The sequence below is a fragment of the Kiritimatiellaceae bacterium genome, from assembly GCA_013141415.1.
In the GTDB taxonomy this organism is placed as follows: Bacteria; Verrucomicrobiota; Kiritimatiellia; order Kiritimatiellales; family Tichowtungiaceae; genus Tichowtungia.
This window is the reverse complement of the sequence record JABFQY010000007.1, coordinates 52,633-68,180: the sequence shown is the minus strand read 5'-3', so window position 1 is coordinate 68,180 and position 15,548 is coordinate 52,633. Positions and strand designations below refer to the sequence as shown.

At 55.7% G+C, this 15,548-nt stretch carries 17 protein-coding genes and 1 tRNA gene; 3 read left to right on the top strand and 15 right to left on the bottom strand.

All coding sequences use genetic code 11. The annotated features are described in order from the left end of the window. Positions 1–29: 29 nt before the first annotated feature. Together gcvPB and gcvPA are read right to left on the bottom strand one after the other, a co-directional pair. Positions 30–1,472, bottom strand: a complete 1,443-nt coding sequence (gcvPB, locus tag HOO88_09845) for an aminomethyl-transferring glycine dehydrogenase subunit GcvPB (GenBank protein NOU37055.1) — start codon at positions 1,470–1,472, stop codon at positions 30–32. Next, a complete protein-coding gene (gcvPA, locus tag HOO88_09840; protein NOU37054.1) occupies positions 1,469–2,809 on the bottom strand; it encodes an aminomethyl-transferring glycine dehydrogenase subunit GcvPA in 1,341 nt (446 codons plus the stop codon). Before gcvPA ends, gcvPB begins: the two co-directional genes overlap by 4 nt. A 75-nt stretch (positions 2,810–2,884) precedes the next feature. Between gcvPA and trpD the strand changes: the two genes are divergently transcribed. From trpD to HOO88_09825, 3 genes are all read left to right on the top strand, one after another. Next, positions 2,885–3,901: an anthranilate phosphoribosyltransferase gene (gene trpD, locus HOO88_09835; GenBank protein ID NOU37053.1), complete on the top strand. Its 1,017-nt coding sequence runs from the start codon at positions 2,885–2,887 to the stop codon at positions 3,899–3,901. Positions 3,902–4,661: 760 nt separating this feature from the next. Then, positions 4,662–5,027 carry a hypothetical protein gene (locus HOO88_09830; protein ID NOU37052.1) on the top strand — a complete coding sequence of 122 codons (366 nt, stop codon included), beginning with the start codon at positions 4,662–4,664 and terminating at the stop codon, positions 5,025–5,027. A 75-nt stretch (positions 5,028–5,102) separates the two neighbouring features. Next, a complete protein-coding gene (locus HOO88_09825) occupies positions 5,103–5,837 on the top strand; it encodes a DUF1638 domain-containing protein (protein NOU37051.1) in 735 nt (244 codons plus the stop codon). 157 nt (positions 5,838–5,994) lie between these two features. On the opposite strand, the gene HOO88_09820 is transcribed toward HOO88_09825, so the two are convergent. The 13 genes from HOO88_09820 to HOO88_09760 form a co-directional block, all read right to left on the bottom strand. After that, positions 5,995–6,071, bottom strand: a tRNA-Arg gene (locus tag HOO88_09820). Between the two features lie 58 nt (positions 6,072–6,129). After that, positions 6,130–7,314: a methionine adenosyltransferase gene (locus HOO88_09815; protein NOU37050.1), complete on the bottom strand. Its 1,185-nt coding sequence runs from the start codon at positions 7,312–7,314 to the stop codon at positions 6,130–6,132. Positions 7,315–7,379: 65 nt separating this feature from the next. Next, on the bottom strand, positions 7,380–9,161 hold the full coding sequence (ptsP, locus tag HOO88_09810) for a phosphoenolpyruvate--protein phosphotransferase (GenBank protein NOU37049.1): 1,782 nt from the start codon (positions 9,159–9,161) through the stop codon (positions 7,380–7,382). A gap of 1 nt (position 9,162) precedes the next feature. Continuing rightward, positions 9,163–9,447: an HPr family phosphocarrier protein gene (locus HOO88_09805; protein ID NOU37048.1), complete on the bottom strand. Its 285-nt coding sequence runs from the start codon at positions 9,445–9,447 to the stop codon at positions 9,163–9,165. Continuing rightward, positions 9,447–10,382: an HPr(Ser) kinase/phosphatase gene (gene hprK, locus HOO88_09800; GenBank protein NOU37047.1), complete on the bottom strand. Its 936-nt coding sequence runs from the start codon at positions 10,380–10,382 to the stop codon at positions 9,447–9,449. The genes HOO88_09805 and hprK overlap by 1 nt, the downstream gene beginning before the upstream one ends. A gap of 15 nt (positions 10,383–10,397) precedes the next feature. After that, the gene (raiA, locus tag HOO88_09795) at positions 10,398–10,703 is read right to left on the bottom strand and encodes a ribosome-associated translation inhibitor RaiA (GenBank protein NOU37046.1); all 306 of its coding nucleotides are present in this window, start codon (positions 10,701–10,703) and stop codon (positions 10,398–10,400) included. 15 nt (positions 10,704–10,718) lie between these two features. Continuing rightward, positions 10,719–11,450, bottom strand: a complete 732-nt coding sequence (gene lptB / locus HOO88_09790) for an LPS export ABC transporter ATP-binding protein (GenBank protein ID NOU37045.1) — start codon at positions 11,448–11,450, stop codon at positions 10,719–10,721. Position 11,451: 1 nt separating this feature from the next. Then, positions 11,452–12,306 (bottom strand): hypothetical protein, encoded by an 855-nt coding sequence (locus HOO88_09785; protein NOU37044.1) that lies wholly within the window; start codon positions 12,304–12,306, stop codon positions 11,452–11,454. Further along, entirely contained in the window at positions 12,306–13,121 is an 816-nt protein-coding gene (gene kdsA / locus HOO88_09780; protein ID NOU37043.1) for a 3-deoxy-8-phosphooctulonate synthase, read from the bottom strand. Before kdsA ends, HOO88_09785 begins: the two co-directional genes overlap by 1 nt. Beyond that, positions 13,114–13,404: a DUF2442 domain-containing protein gene (locus HOO88_09775; GenBank protein ID NOU37042.1), complete on the bottom strand. Its 291-nt coding sequence runs from the start codon at positions 13,402–13,404 to the stop codon at positions 13,114–13,116. The genes kdsA and HOO88_09775 overlap by 8 nt, the downstream gene beginning before the upstream one ends. 12 nt (positions 13,405–13,416) lie before the next feature. Further along, positions 13,417–13,935, bottom strand: coding sequence for an RDD family protein (locus HOO88_09770; GenBank protein NOU37041.1), 519 nt, complete (start codon positions 13,933–13,935; stop codon positions 13,417–13,419). 36 nt (positions 13,936–13,971) lie between these two features. After that, positions 13,972–14,742 carry a 3-deoxy-manno-octulosonate cytidylyltransferase gene (kdsB, locus tag HOO88_09765; GenBank protein NOU37040.1) on the bottom strand — a complete coding sequence of 257 codons (771 nt, stop codon included), beginning with the start codon at positions 14,740–14,742 and terminating at the stop codon, positions 13,972–13,974. Beyond that, the gene (locus HOO88_09760) at positions 14,723–15,538 is read right to left on the bottom strand and encodes a DUF3108 domain-containing protein (protein ID NOU37039.1); all 816 of its coding nucleotides are present in this window, start codon (positions 15,536–15,538) and stop codon (positions 14,723–14,725) included. Before HOO88_09760 ends, kdsB begins: the two co-directional genes overlap by 20 nt. Positions 15,539–15,548 lie beyond the last annotated feature (10 nt).

The following is a 15,548-nucleotide window of genomic DNA, read 5'->3' as shown; positions in this document are numbered from 1 at the left end:
TCTGGACAGGCAAGATGCCTGTCCTGCTTTCACTGAAACGTCAGCTCCATGTTCTTGGCGGCGGCGACTTCGTCGAGGCGACCGACCGGCGTGGTGATCGGCGCGGCGTGCACGGCCTCCGGATTGGTTTTAGAAAGCTCAAAAATCTCGATCATGTCTTTGCAGAATGCATCGAGAGTTTCGCGCGTTTCCGTTTCCGTCGGCTCGATCATAATGGCTTCCGGCACGTTGAGCGGGAAGTAAATCGTCGGCGCGTGATAACCGCGGTCAAGCAGTGCCTTGGCGAGATCGAGCGTATGAACGCCTTCGCCCAGCGTCTTACCGCTGAAGACGCATTCATGCATACAGCGGCCCTTAGTGACTGCCGCAAAATACGGACGCAGCTTTTCCTGCACATAATTGGCGTTGAGCACGGCGCGATCGCTGGTGGCACGCAGGCCGTCACGTCCGAGCATCAGCAGATAAGCGTAGGCGCGGACGAGAATGGCGAAGTTACCGTAGAATGGCGCGATGTAGCCGATGCTCTTCGGGAAATCGTAATCGAGTGTGTAGGTTCCGTCTTTAGTTTTGGCGACACGCGAGATCGGCAGGTATGGCCGCAGTTTTTCGCAAACGCCGACCGGACCGGTGCCGGGACCGCCGCCGCCGTGCGGCGTCGAAAACGATTTATGCAGATTCAAGTGGCAGAGATCGAAGCCCAGCTCGCCGGGTTTGATACGGCCCATGATGGCGTTAAAGTTCGCGCCGTCGTAATACATCAGACCGTCCACCGCGTGAACCGCTTTGATGATTTCTTTCACCTTCGGATTGAACACACCGAGCGTACTGGGAAGCGTCAGCATCACGCCAGCCGTCTCGTCATTAAGCGCCGCTTTGAACAGTTCGATATCCATATCGCCGCTGGCGTCTGACGGAATCGTCACCACGGCGTAACCGCCGAGCGCCGCGCTGGCCGGATTGGTGCCGTGTGCCGAGTCAGGAATAATAATGTGCGTCTTCTTATTGCCGCGGTCGCGGTGATAAGCCGCCATCATCATCACCGCCGTCAGCTCGCCGTGCGAGCCGGCCATCGGCTGGAGCGTGAACTCGGCCAGGCCGGTGATTTCGGAAAGCATGCGCTCCAGCGAGTAAAGAATCTGGAGCGAGCCCTGCGTCAGCAGTCCGCCGTGGCGCAGCTGCGGCCAGAGCGGATGAGTGTCGCACAAATCGGGCAGCGACGCGGCGGCTTCGCAGGCGCGCGGATTATGCTTCATCGTACAGGAGCCAAGCGGATAAAAGTGTGTATCGACCGAATAATTCAGCCGCGACAGCTTGGTGTAGTGCCGCACCACTTCGCTTTCAGAAACCTCCGGCAGTTCCGCGGGCGCCGCGCGCAGCAGGTTTTTACTGATGATGTCGTGTTCGGAAATCCGGTCTTCCGGAATCCGTACTCCACCGCGACCTTTTGAACTTATCTCGTAAATCAATTTCACAGCACTGACTCCAATTTAGCGGCCAAAATATCAATTTCTTTTTTCGTGCGCTTTTCGGTGAAGGCGCAAAGCAGAACGTTTTCCATGCCGGGGTAGTAGCGTCCGGCGGGGAACCCGGCGGCGATGCCTTCGCTGATCAAGTCGCTCACCACTTCACCGGCGTCTTTCGGCAGTTTCAGGGCAAACTCGTTAAAGAACGGACGATCATACAAAGGCTCGACTCCTTTGATCGCTTTGAGGCGCATCCAGGCATAACCGGCGCGATCCATGCACTGGCGGGCGACATCGGTAAAGCCGTGTTTGCCGAGCAGTGAAAGATAAACGACCGAGCGGAGCGCGCAGAGCTGCATGTTGGTACAAATGTTGGAAGCGGCCTTTTCGCGGCGGATATGCTGTTCGCGGGCTTGCAGTGTCAGCACATAACCGCGCCGCCCCTGCCCGTCCGTGGTCGCGCCGACGATACGGCCCGGCATATTGCGGACATATTTTTTCTTCGTCGCCATAAAGCCGAGGTACGGTCCGCCGAACGACAGCGGCAGGCCGAGACTCTGGCCGTCGCCGGTAACAATGTCGGCATCCATTTCGCCAGGCGTTTTGACAACGCCGAGCGAGATCGGATAAGCCGATACCACCGCAATCGCACCGGCACCGTGCGCCTGAGCAATCACATCGGTCAGGTCGTCGAGACAGCCGAAGAAGTTGGGATTCTGCAATAGCACCGCGCCGACGGTACCGTCGAGCTGTTTGGCAAAGGCGGCGCGGTCGGCGACGCCTCCGGAAAGCGGAACTTCGCGGTATTCGATTTTGAGGTTACGGGTGTAACTGCAAAGCATGGTGCGATAGATCGGGCTGACGCCTTCGTCGACCAGCACGCGGTTGCGCTTGGTAATGCGCAGCGCCATCATCATTCCTTCGAACAGCGCGGTACCGCCGTCGTAAAGCGACGAGTTGGAAACTTCCATGTTGGTCAGGCGCGTGATGGCGGTCTGGTATTCAAACATCGCCTGCAAGGTGCCCTGCGCCGCTTCCGGCTGGTACGGCGTGTAGGCCGTGAAAAACTCGCCGCGCGACGTCAGCGAATTGACGGCGGCGGGAATGAAGTGGTCGTAAAATCCGGCACCGCAAAAGTTGGTGAGGTCTGACGAATTTTTCCGGGCGATAGCACGGATCTGCTGCATCATTTCCATTTCGGAGAGGCCTTCCGGCAGATTGAATTGATCCGACTGAAACTCCGCCGGAATGTGGGCGAAAAGATCGTCGAATGTCTTCGCGCCGATCGAGGCGAGCATCGCTTTTTCGTCGTCGGGACTGGTACAGGCAAACGGTGAAATAGACATGGTGTTCCTCTTTGAAAATATTAGAGGCGGATGATACGCTCTCCAAAAAACCGGACAAGTTCAAAAAGGACTCCAATGATCAAAGATGCCATTCAAGCCCTGATAGAAGGTAAAACTATCGCCCGTGACGAGGCATACCGGGCCATCATGACCATCATGAAGGGCGAGGCGACTCCGGCGCAGATCGGCGGATTTATCGCCGCCGTCCGCATGCACGGCGAAACACCGGAAATCATCGCCGGAGCCGCGCAGGCCATGCGCGAAAATATGGTCAAAATCCGCTGTGACGACCCGAACGCCGTGGATATCGTCGGAACCGGCGGCGACGGCGCGCATACCTTCAATATTTCCACCGCCGCCGCCTTCGTTACTGCCGGAGCAGGCGTTACCGTCGCCAAACACGGAAGCTACGGCGTCTCCAGCAAATGCGGCTCCGCCAACGTACTGTCCGAACTCGGCATCAACCTTCAGTACAGCCCGCAGAAAATGGAAGAATGCCTCGAAACGATCGGCATTGCCTTCCTTTTCGCGCAGGCGTTGCACCCGGCCATGAAATACGCCGCCGCGCCGCGCAAAGAACTCGGCTTCTGGAGCCTCTTCAACATACTTGGCCCGCTCTGCAATCCGGCCGGAGTCAAAAACGGCGTACTCGGCGTCTTCTCCTCCAAACTGGTTCCGGTCATCGCGGACGCCTGCGCCCAGCTCGGCGCGAGCCACCTTTTCGTCGTCCATGGTAATGACGGACTCGACGAGATCACCACGACCACGACCAGCCTCGTCACCGAAATCCGCCGCAGCAAACTGGAAACCTACGAAGTCCAGCCCGCCGGACTCGGACTGCCGCCCGCCTGTACCGCCGATATCACCGGCGGCGAACCGGCGGAAAACGCCAAAATCGTCCGGGCGATTCTCGCCGGTAAAGAAAAAGGAGCGAAGCGCGACATCGTTCTGCTCAACGCCGCCTTTGCGATTATGGCGGGCGGAAAAGCCAAGACTCCGCCGGAAGGAATTCAACTGGCCGCCGAATCCATCGACTCCGGCGCCGCGCTCGAAAAACTAGAACTGCTGGCTGAAGCCAGCCAACAAAAGTAGGACAGGCTTCCAGCCTGTCTAGACAGCCAGGATGGCTGTCCTACATTAAGAAAAATTTATGACCTCAACTGACTTGATAATAATCGGCGGCGGAGCGGCGGGCTTTATGGCCGGCGTCAACGCGGGCGAACGCAAAATCCGCACCGTCATTCTAGAACGCTGTCCGAAGCCGGGACGCAAACTGCTGATGTGCGGCAACAACCGTTGCAACATCACCTCCGCCCTGCCCGTCAAAGAAATGCTGGCCGACTACGGCGATCCGGTCGCCCCGTTCCTCGAACCGGCGCTGATGGCGTTTCCGCCGTCCGCCTTGCGCGAGTGGTGCCATAAAAACGGACTGGTCACAAAAATGCAGCGCGACAAGCGGGTCTATCCGGCCAGCGAAAAAGCATCCGACGTCCACCACCTTTTCACCGACCTGCTGGCGAAATACAACATCGGCATCATGCTCAACAGCGCCGTGCATAAAATCATTCCGCTGCAAACCGGCGAATGGCTGGTCAAAACCGATAGCGTCGAACTCACTTCGCGGGCGCTTCTGCTCGCCACCGGCGGCGTCAGCTATCCGAAAACCGGCTCCGTCGGCGACGGACAGAAAATGGCCGCGTCGCTCGGACACAAAGTCACGCCGTACCGCCCCGGCCTCGCCGGATTCGATATGCCGCCCGCATGGATTCACGCCAATCCGGTGCGCAGTATTCCGAACGTCGTCCTGAAAATCATGGTCGGCGGAAAAGCCGTCGCCACGACCGAAGGATTTCTGGAAATCGAAAAATACGGCATCGGCGGACCGGCAGTCACCAACGCCAGCCGGATCATCGCGCGACGCGATCTCAAGAACTACAGCTTCGAAGTCGAACTAAACGGCAAGAAATGGACGCTCAATCCTCTCCGCGTCCGCCAGCTCAAAGAAGCGATGGTCACCGTCGGCGGCATCGCGCTCAATGAAGTCGACTCACGCACCATGGAATCGAAAAAAGTTCCGGGGCTTTTCTTCGCGGGTGAAATCCTCGACATCGACGGCCCGAGCGGCGGCTATAATTTACAGGCCGCCTTCTCCACCGCCCGCCTCGCCATGGACGCCATCGCCAAGAAACTAAGAGTTCATTCCTCGCAGAGAGTTTGAGAACGCAGAGGAGACTTTAATTTAATTGAAACTCTGCGACCTCTGTATCTCTGCGAGGCGATTAAAATTTACGTTATGAACCTGAAACTGATCAGCTGTGAAATTTTTTACCGTGAAATGTGCGCGGCGGTCGCCGTCAGCCCGCACCGCGTCGACATCACCTTTCTGCCAAAAGGACTGCACGATCTGCCGCCGGGCCAGATGCCGGTCAAGATGCAGGAAGCCATTGATGCCGTTGACGGAACCTACGACGCCATCCTGCTCGGCTACGGACTTTGCAATAACGGACTGGTCGGCGTCCGCGCCCGCAACTGTCCGCTGATTCTGCCGCGGGCGCACGACTGCATCACGCTGTTTATGGGCGGACGCGACCGCTACCGCGACTACTTCGACACGCATCCCGGCACCTACTTCCTTACCAGCGGCTGGCTGGAGCGCGGCGAAACTTCCGGCGATCTGGCCGATCTTTCCGTACAGGCGCAGCTCGGCATGAATCTGACGATGGAAGAGATGGTTGAAAAATACGGCGAAGACAACGCCGAATATCTTTACGAAACACTCTGCCAGGGAACCCGCAACTACAGCCACTTCGCCTGGATTCCGATGGGCGTCGAACCGCCGGACATGGAACAGACCGCGCGACAGAAAGCCGATGAACACGACTGGAGTTTTGAAACCGTCCCCGGCGACATGACCCTCATCCGCAAACTGGTCAACGGCGACTGGAACAGCGCGGACTTTCTCACCGTTCCGCCCGGCTCCTCCGTCAAAGCCGCTTATGATGGTTCCATCGTCGCCTGCATTCAATAAAAGATTTCTCGCAAAGGCGCGGAGAATTGTAGCCGCGATCCATGATCGCGGAACCGAGGTCAAGGACCTCGGCTACAAAGGTAAAACCATTTGCGCCGGATAACCGGAACATCGAACCGGAAAAGCTAAAAGCCCTGTTTTCGCAGGGCTTTTTAACTGGTGCACCCAACAGGAGTCGAACCTGTAACCTTCTGATTCGTAGTCAGATGCTCTATCCAATTGAGCTATGGGTGCTTCAAGGAAGCGCAGAATGTACTGTGTGCCGGATAGTGAATCAACCGCAAAAACCAAACTATTTCGCGGCGGCTTTGAGCGCTTCGACTTTGCAGGTTTTTTCCCACGGGAACTGCGAACGGCCGAAGTGTCCGTAGGCGGCGGTGTCGCGGTAGCTCCAGCCTTTCGGCGTGAGAAGTCCCAGCTCTTTGATGAGCGCGGCGGGGCGGAAATCAAAGATTTTTCCGGAGGAGACGATGGCTTCCAGCTGGCTGTCTTCGAGCTTACCGGTACCGTAGGTGTCCACGTTGATGCTGAGCGGTTTGGCAACGCCGATGGCATAGGCCACCTGAACTTCGCATTTTTTCGCCAGACCGGCGGCGACGATGTTTTTGGCGACATAGCGGGCGTAGTATGCGGCGGAACGGTCCACTTTGGACGGGTCTTTGCCGGAGAATGCGCCGCCGCCGTGGCTGCCGACGCCGCCGTAGGTATCAACAATGATTTTACGACCGGTCAGTCCGGCGTCGCCATGCGGGCCGCCGATAACAAATTTTCCGGTCGGATTGATGAAATATTCGACGTTGTTCTTGAGCAGACCGGTCGGGCCGAGAACCTGCTGAACCACTTCAATCAGATCTTTACGGATTGTTTCGAGCGGAACATCGGCGGTCTGGTGCGAGACCACAACGGAAGTGATGTGGTGCGGCTGGCCGTTAACGTATTGAATGGAAACCTGTGATTTCGAGTCGGGCCGCAGATACGGAATGGTTCCGGCCTTGCGGATTTTCTGCAGTTCGTCGAGCAGCAGGTGGCTGTAGTAAACCGGTGCCGGCATCAGCGCTGCGGTTTCGTCGGAAGCATAGCCGAACATCATACCCTGATCGCCTGCGCCCTGCTCCAGAAAAAGTCCGCGCCCCTCATCCACCCCTTGAGCAATGTCAGGGGACTGCTCATGCAGGCGCCCGATGTAGGTGAAGGTTTCCGAGCAGAATTCCAGCTCTTTGCGGTCGTAGCCGATGTCGTGGACTACCCGCCGTGCAATGGCTTCCGGATTGATTTTATCCCATCCTGAGCAGGTGATTTCACCGGCGTTGACGACCAGATTGGTGCTGACGAGCGTTTCGCAGGCGACGCGGCTCTTGGAATCCTGCGCAAGGCAGGCGTCGAGAATGGCGTCGGATATCTGGTCGCAGACTTTGTCGGGATGGCCTTCGGAGACGGATTCAGATGTGAAAACATGGTCGGCACGGATCTTACTCATAGCGCGGGTTCCTCTCTATCAATTCGTTTATCCGGATGAATGGATTTCGAGAGAATGTACCCGCTTCAGCTGATCAACTCAAGAATTTCCGGCGACGTTTTTTGCAGCAGTGCACGGCATTTCGCAATCACATCATCGCAGTCACCGGCCTGTAAAGCCTCTTTGGCCAGCGTGCGGCACTCTGAATAGTGCAGATTGCGGATGACATCTTTAATCATCGGAACCGACGGCGGACTGATGCTGAGTTCGTCTACGCCGAGTCCGATGAGCAGCGGCACCAGTTCCGGTGCGGCAGCCATTTGTCCGCAGACGGCAACCGGAATCCGGTGTGCATGCCCCGCCATCACCGTCCGGCGGATGAGCTTGAGGATAGAAATATGGGTCGGCATGTAGAGGTGGGAGACGTTTTCGTTCACCCGGTCAACGGCCAGCGTGTACTGAATCAGGTCGTTGGTGCCGATGCTGAAAAAATCGACATGCGGCGCAATCAGGTCGGCGGTGAGCGCAGCAGAAGGAATTTCAATCATGACGCCGACCGGCAGTTTTTCGGCGCAGGGAATCCCCGCTTTTTTCAGTTCCTGCCGGCATTCTTCAAGTATCCCATTGGCCTGAATCACTTCACTGAGACAGCAAACCATCGGATACATCATGGAAATATTTCGTCCGGCGGCGGCGCGCAGAATGGCGCGCAGTTGCACCTTGAAAAATGCCGGATTAGCCAAACAGAACCGGATGGCGCGGAAACCTAGAAACGGATTCATCTCGTGTGCTGTTTTTACGCTGGATGAAAATTTGTCGCCGCCCAGATCGAGTGTCCGGATCACAACATTGTCGGGTGCGCATTGGTCGGCGGCCTCGCTGTAAACCCGGGTCTGCTCGTCTTCATCCGGAATCCCGTCTTCATTGAGAAACAGAAACTCGGTGCGGAAAAGGCCGATCCCTTTGGCTCCGTGTTTACTGATCCCTGAAATTTCAGCCGGCAGTTCGATATTCGCTGCGATCGGAACATAGTAACCGTCTTTGGTTTCCGACGGCTTGTCTTTGAGCGTCTCCAGTTCGCAAAGGATCAGTTTATGTTCTTCCGCTTTCTGCGCGTAGGCCAGAAGACGTTCGGAGGTTGGACGAACAATCACCAGTCCTTTGCTGCCGTCCACCAGCACCGTCTCGCCGGAGCTGATCTGCGCGCTGATATCACGCAGGCCGACCACGGCAGGCACTTCCAATGCGCGGGCCATAATCGCCGTATGCGATGTGGCACTGCCGAGATCGGTGACAAGCGCATGCACAATATTGCGGTTTATACTGGCGGTGTCTGACGGCGAAAAGTCACGCGCAACGGCAATACAGGGCCGTTCAAGCTGATCCATGCGATTCATCCGCTCGCCAGCCAGATTGGTACTGATACGGCGGGTAACGTCCCGCACATCGGCGACGCGCTCCCGCAGATAGTCGTCATCGACACGGCTGAGCATTTCAATGTAGCGGTCAGCGACTTTGCGAAGAACCGCTTCGACATTACGGTGCTGTTCGCGCAGTTCGCGAATCACCTCTTCAACAAAGTAGCGGTCATCCACGACCAGCAGATGCGCATCAAAAATGCTGGCATGTTTTTCTCCGAGCGCCTCGGCGACCTTGCGCTGAATTCCGGATATCTGGTGGCGGGTTTTGATGAGAGCTTCTTCGAAGCGGGCGATTTCCAGCGGCACATCCTGTTCGCCGATGACCCGTTCAGGAACCGCCGCGCCTTCCTGGGCGAATACCACCACTTCGCCGATCACCACTCCGGGCGACACACCAACGCCCCGCAGAACCAGCTCGCCGGGAGAAGATGTAGTTATTTCAGACACGTTAGTCCTCGAAGAATTTTTTCTCGAAGAGTTCTGCAATTTCGGCCAGAGCCTTTTCGGCATCCGAGCCGACAACGCGCACGATGATCCGGGCGCCCTGATACCCTTCGATGGTGAGCAGACCCATGATGCTTTTGGCGGAGACTTCCTCAGCGCCTTTCTGTCCGATAAAAATATCGCACGAGAATTTTCCGGCGGTTTTCACCAGCAGAGCGGCCGGCCGGGCATGGATGCCGTATTTATTCAGCACCTCAAATTCCCTTAAAATGGTTTTTTGGTCTGCCATTATCGCGCCGCCTTACGAAGAAAGTTTCCGATCAGTTTTTCATCCAGCTCTTTAGCCGCATCATGCCCAAGCAATTTCAGTTTATAGTTTAACGCGGCGGCTTCAACAATATTTGCCATGTCGCGTCCGGAGCTGACCGGCAGAGAAAAATAGGGAATTTTGATACCTAGAATTTCAATTTCAGTCGGCTGGAGGCCTGTGCGGTCTTCTTCCGCGTCATTCGTGTACGGATGAAGATTGATCACCATGTCGAGTATGGCATCCCGTCGAATCGCCGATACACCGAACAGGCTGGGCACATGCACAATGCCGACGCCGCGGATTTCCATGTGGTAGCGTGTCAGTTCATGGGCAAAAGCCATCACGCGTCCGCCGGCGCGCACCATTTCGGTTACATCGTCGGCAACCAGACTGTAGCCGCGCCCAATCAGCGAAAGAGCGGTTTCGCTTTTACCGATTCCGGCCTGCCCCTGAAGCAGAACGCCGATTCCCATAATTTCAAGCATGGTGCCCTGAACCCGGTCATGCGGCGCCGTCAGCTCTTCCAGCACCAGCGTACATTCATTAATGAAGTGACTGGTGATCATCGCAGAACGGAGCAACGGCGTTTCGTATTCCTCACACAAAGCCCGCAACTCTGGAAGCGGGTTGCGATTGCGGGAAATAATGATTGCGGGAACATTTTTTTCCAGAATACCGCGCAGGCGGATTTCGCGTTCTTCAGTACTCAGACTTTTGAGATAGGTGAATTCCGCCAGCCCGAAAACCTGCAGACGGCGCTGGGCGAAATACTGAAAGAACCCGGTCAGCGCGAGGCCGGGCCGGTTGATTGCCTTCTCTTCGATCGGACGATCCAGCCGCCCTTCGCCCCACACCAGTTCCAGTGAAAGGCGTTCGACTCCGTGATCCAGCAGTTCTTTCAGTGTAATCGCCACAGCAACCGCTTTCGTTTAGCTCGCCGGATGATGATGAATATCCTGCACCTTCTGGTGCTGCTTGCGCAACTGACTCTCCGCCTTGGTCAATGCATCATCAATCGAAGTGTACATGTTCTCCGAAGACGCTTTGCCCTCTACGTGGATTTTCTTGCCCTGCACCAGCACTTCAGCGGTATGCACGAGCTTCTGCAATTCCAGAATAATGCGCACGTCCTCGACGCGCGGAAAATCGATCAGAGTCCGCTCGACCTTGCCGTAGATATGCTCCCGGATTCCGTCCGATATCTCTACGTGTCTTCCTGTGATATGTACCTGCATGAGCTTCTCCTTTCGTTACATACTGAACCGCGGGCCCAGATAGAGTTCGCGGCTCATCTCATCGTTAACCAAAAATGAGCTGGCCCCTTCGCGGAGCACTTTGCCTTCGCACATCAGATAGGCGCGATCCACCACCGCCAGCGTTTCGCGCACGTTGTGGTCGGTGATCAGCACGCCGAGTCCTTTTGAGCGCAGGTCTTTGATAATTTCCTGCACTTCATAAACCGCGAGCGGATCGACGCCGCTGAACGGTTCGTCGAGCAGAATCAGCGACGGATTGGTCACCAGCGCGCGGGTGATTTCCAGACGACGACGCTCGCCGCCGGAAAGCGTATAGGCGCGCTGCTTGGACAGATGAGCAATCTTGAGTTCATTCAGCAGAAACTCCAGCCGCTCGCGACGTTCGCGACCCGAAATCGGCAGAGTTTCCAGAATCGCCATGACGTTTTCCTGCACTGTGAGTTTACGGAAAATCGACGGCTCCTGCGAAAGATAGCCAAGACCCATGCGGGCCCGTTTGTACATGGGAACATGCGAAACGTTGCGGTCTTTGAACCAGACTTCGCCTGCTGTCGGCTGAATCAGGCCGGTCACCATGTAGAACGTTGTCGTCTTACCCGCGCCGTTCGGGCCGAGCAGTCCGACGATTTCGCCGGGACGGACATTGACATCCACGCCGTTCACTACGGTACGGCCGCGATAGCTCTTAACCAGTTTTTCGGTCCGGACTAAATAGGTTTCTTCCATTTTACTTCCCAAAAAAATCGGTTTTCATACCCTTGTCGGAATAGACGACCAGCCGGGCTGATGGAGAGCACACCATACGCTTGTTCGTCCGCCAAAAGCGAATCTGCTCACCCATGAGCATATTCCGTCCGTCCACCAGTCTCGGATTATCTTCCAGCAAAAATTCGTCGGTTTTCGCGTCATAGGTTGCTTTCCCTGCGAGAGCTTCCCGTCCTTCGTTCAAGATTCTAACGCCGGTGGATGCGCCGATCCAGTCAATTTGATTGTCCGATCCGGTCTGAATTTCCAGCTTATCGCAAAACATCTCCATCTTCACGTCCTTGACGTGCACATTTTTCTCAAACCGGGCCTTACGGGCTTTATAGTCGAGGAACAGCTCCTTCGAGGTAATCACGGTTTCTGTATTACTGGCGACATTTGCCGCCGCATCCGCCACCACCTGTTTCATCGCGTCTTTAATCGTCACGCGGCTGTCGTCGAACACCCGGACGGTACTATTGCTGGCCTGCAACAGAAATCCGCGACCGGTCATCTTCAGCCGTTCCATATCGGCGGCCACCGGCGCGTCGGAATGGGCTTCGCGGGTTTTCTGATTATAAAAACAGTACGGCGAAGTCACCGTCACCACCGTCTTGCCCGCTTTGTAGAACTCCACGCGCAGACCGGTAATCTTCACTTCACCGCCGCCTTCCACCTCGGCGCGATCGCCAAACAGTTGCGAGGTCATCACGCCCTGAGAGTCATATTCCGGCACACGGAAACCGGAAATTTCCATATTCAAATCCTGCTGGGCCAGCACCGGGAGCGCCAGCGCACAAGCCGCAGTTAAAATTCCCCATGGTCTGGATAATTTCATTACTTCACCTCATTGATTGCGTTCAGTTTTTTCCACAAAGCGGCCAGTTCGCCCGTCGGGATCATATTCGGACCGTCCGACAGCGCCTTCGACGGATCGGGATGCGTCTCAATAAACATACCGTCCACGCCGACCGCCGCCGCAGCCTTGGCCAGATACGGGGCAAACCGTCCGTCGCCGCCGGACGAATCGCCCTTCCCGCCGGGAGACTGCACGGAGTGCGTCGCGTCGAAAATCACTGGATAGCCCATCTCGCGCATAATTACCAGACTGCGCATATCGGCCACCAGCGTGTTGTAGCCGAACGACGCGCCGCGCTCGGTCAGCATAATCTTCGTATTGCCGGTCGACTCAAGTTTCTTCACCACATTCTTCATATCCCACGGAGCGGCGAACTGTGCTTTCTTAACATTCACCACCGCGCCGCTTTCGCCGGCCGCCACCACGATATCGGTCTGGCGGATCAAAAACGCAGGAAGCTGAATAATATCCACCACCTTAGAGGCGATATGGATTTCCTCAATGCTGTGAACATCCGTCAGAACCGGCACGTTGTACTTGGCTTTAATCTCCGCCAGAATTTCGAGCCCTTTGGCGATGCCCGGCCCGCGGTAAGCGTTAATCGACGTGCGGTTCGCCTTGTCGTAGGACGCCTTAAACACCAGCGGGATATTCAGGCGCTTCGCCATCTTCACCAGCTTATCGGCAATCTCCATGCACCCTTCGCGACTCTCAATTACGCACGGCCCCGCAATCAGTGCCAGCGGATTATTCCCGCCGAACTTCACCCCGTTCACATTCACCACTTTAGTCATTTTTTCTCCCGTAAATTTCTGGCTCTTCCGCCGCAATCATAATCTGTTCCGCCGGACGGCTCTTCTCATAAAGCACTTCCGGACACAAATCCGCGCCGTTTTCCCACTCAACTGCGTCGAAGCTCACATGAACCGTTTCAAAAAGTTTCCGGTCTCTCAGTTCAGCAAAAACCCCGCAGTCCAAATAAGGCGTCATATCAAACAGCCTCTTCTCGCCGTTATCAAACAAAAGCTCAACCTGATAATCAGGTCGCGCTATCGCATTCTGTACAGTCGGTGTCATCTAAAACGGCCTCTATATCCGACGTCTTCTGATATTTGATTCCGGATAATGAATTCCCCGATCATTCCGCCCGATTATTGAATTAGTATTTATCACAAATGTCTTCGCAACCTTGTCGTGCCATCCTTGTTTTTGTTTTGTGAATGCGATCCATAGGAATCCGGCGCCAAGCACAACGTACGAAATAACTTTCATGAGAGTCCTAACCAAAGCCTTTGTAAAAGATAACGTTTCACCCTTGGAATCGACGACTCTCATGCCAAGAAAATACTTACCCAGCGTACCTTGAAGTGGACTTGATTCCATGAAAAGACAGTACCCGAGCCAACAAAAAAACGACATGTCGCGAACAAGTCCTTTGAATCTATAAAAGCGGAGTTTTGCATCTAAATCATCTTTGTTGGCGAAATACGCACGAATTGCATCATCAAAGCCAAAATAAAAGTAAAAGATACCGATCACCAGCAACGTAATTGGAATAATGTCAATTAGGTAAGCAACCACACGTTTCCAAAATCCGGAATGTTCCATTTCGCTCCTTTCAGTGTTGGTAAACAACAGCTAGTTTCATGAATTAATTTTCCCCGACGCAAGGATAGATTCGACTTTCAAAATATCTTCCGGCGTGTCGACTCCGATACCGACATCCTCGACCTGCAAAACGTTCATCCGGCAGCCGATGTAGAGCGCGCGGAGCTGTTCCAGTTTCTCCAGATTTTCCAGCCGGCACGGCGGCTCCGCCACCAGTTTTAAAAGATAGTCGCGGCGGTAGGCGTAAATGCCGATGTGCCGCCAGTGCGCGCCGGTCGCATCGGTTCCGGCGTCGCGGACGTGCGGAATGACGGAGCGGGAAAAATAGAGTGCTTGCCCATCGCGGGCGAAAACGGCTTTCACCACGGCCGGATTTTTCAAGTCGGCTTCGGTTTTAATCGGCGCGGCGGCGGTGGCCATATCCCAGTCGCCGGAAAGCATCACTTCGGCCAGCCGGTCAATCAGTTCTGGCTCCATCAGCGGCTCGTCGCCCTGAATATTGATCAGCACGTCGCACTTTTCGTTCGCGACGGCTTCGGCAATCCGGTCGGTGCCCGACGGATGATCGGCGCGGGTCATAACGGCTTTCACGCCGGGAATTTTAAAGGAAGCCACAGCATCCATAATGCGCTGATCGTCGGTAGCGACCAGAACCGCCGACAGCGATTTGGCCTTTACCACTTGTTCCGCCACGCGCTGAATCATCGGCTTGCCCGCGATCATCGCCAGCGGTTTACCCGGAAGCCGCGTGGAGGCCCAGCGCGCCGGTATCACTCCGATCACGCGGCTAGTTTTCGTTTTTGACATCATTTTCTTTCTTCGTAATCCAAAAATCGTTTCCGTCACCGGAGACGTCGTTCAGTCTTACTGTGACGCGTCCGAACGGAACCCAGGCTTTCATACAGGTCAAAAGCCTCCTCGGATCCCGTGACACCCAAAGCGTAGCTTTTCCGCAGCGGACAAACAACCCGTTAAATGCGGCCTCCGGATCAAGTTGCAGGCTCGGCACGTCCGGATAATTCGACAGCCCGATCTTTTCGATTTCCCCCGCATGAACCAGCACCTCGTAAACCTTGTCGTCGGCCAGCACATGGTGCGTCGTGGTTTTGCCGGGCGTCAGCTCCTGACCGCGCATGAAATACATGAAGCTGAGATAGTCGCGGGTGTCCGCGCTGATCGGCACATTGGTTACGGTACCGGCACCCACATTTTCGAACCGGGCGACGCCGTTGGCATAATCAAAGGTGGTCACGTCGTGGTATCGCGAGCGCCCTTCCCGCATATTTTTTTCAAAGCGGACCGGCAGAAGCGTTTCCGGATCGAGCAGACATTCGTGCAGGTCATTCACCCGATAAAAAACATCAAAAATAGGATAGGTCTGGGTTTCCACCCGCACGAAAACGTAGTTCGTTCCGTTCGTTTCAATCATGCCGGTCGTTGAGGTCGACCACGCCACCAGAATGCCGTTCCACGAAATACGGTAATCCAGCCGCTCGTTCAGAGGAAACGGCAGCCCGCCGGCAGCGGCGCTGCCAGCGAACAGAAGAACCGCAGAACACCGAATAATGAATCGAGAACTCCGGCTATGTATAAATTTCAGCATTGCCACTTCA

Excerpts from the sequence above, each read along its gene's own strand:
- gcvPA (NOU37054.1), bottom strand. The coding sequence starts at position 2,809 with ATGTCTATTTCACCGTTTGCCTGTACCAGTCCCGACGACGAAAAAGCG.
- trpD (NOU37053.1), top strand. The coding sequence starts at position 2,885 with ATGATCAAAGATGCCATTCAAGCCCTGATAGAAGGTAAAACTATCGCC.
- HOO88_09825 (NOU37051.1), top strand. The coding sequence starts at position 5,103 with ATGAACCTGAAACTGATCAGCTGTGAAATTTTTTACCGTGAAATGTGC.
- HOO88_09815 (NOU37050.1), bottom strand. The coding sequence starts at position 7,314 with ATGAGTAAGATCCGTGCCGACCATGTTTTCACATCTGAATCCGTCTCC.
- HOO88_09805 (NOU37048.1), bottom strand. The coding sequence starts at position 9,447 with ATGGCAGACCAAAAAACCATTTTAAGGGAATTTGAGGTGCTGAATAAA.
- raiA (NOU37046.1), bottom strand. The coding sequence starts at position 10,703 with ATGCAGGTACATATCACAGGAAGACACGTAGAGATATCGGACGGAATC.
- lptB (NOU37045.1), bottom strand. The coding sequence starts at position 11,450 with ATGGAAGAAACCTATTTAGTCCGGACCGAAAAACTGGTTAAGAGCTAT.
- HOO88_09785 (NOU37044.1), bottom strand. The coding sequence starts at position 12,306 with ATGAAATTATCCAGACCATGGGGAATTTTAACTGCGGCTTGTGCGCTG.
- kdsA (NOU37043.1), bottom strand. The coding sequence starts at position 13,121 with ATGACTAAAGTGGTGAATGTGAACGGGGTGAAGTTCGGCGGGAATAAT.
- HOO88_09775 (NOU37042.1), bottom strand. The coding sequence starts at position 13,404 with ATGACACCGACTGTACAGAATGCGATAGCGCGACCTGATTATCAGGTT.
- HOO88_09770 (NOU37041.1), bottom strand. The coding sequence starts at position 13,935 with ATGGAACATTCCGGATTTTGGAAACGTGTGGTTGCTTACCTAATTGAC.
- kdsB (NOU37040.1), bottom strand. The coding sequence starts at position 14,742 with ATGTCAAAAACGAAAACTAGCCGCGTGATCGGAGTGATACCGGCGCGC.
- HOO88_09760 (NOU37039.1), bottom strand. The coding sequence starts at position 15,538 with ATGCTGAAATTTATACATAGCCGGAGTTCTCGATTCATTATTCGGTGT.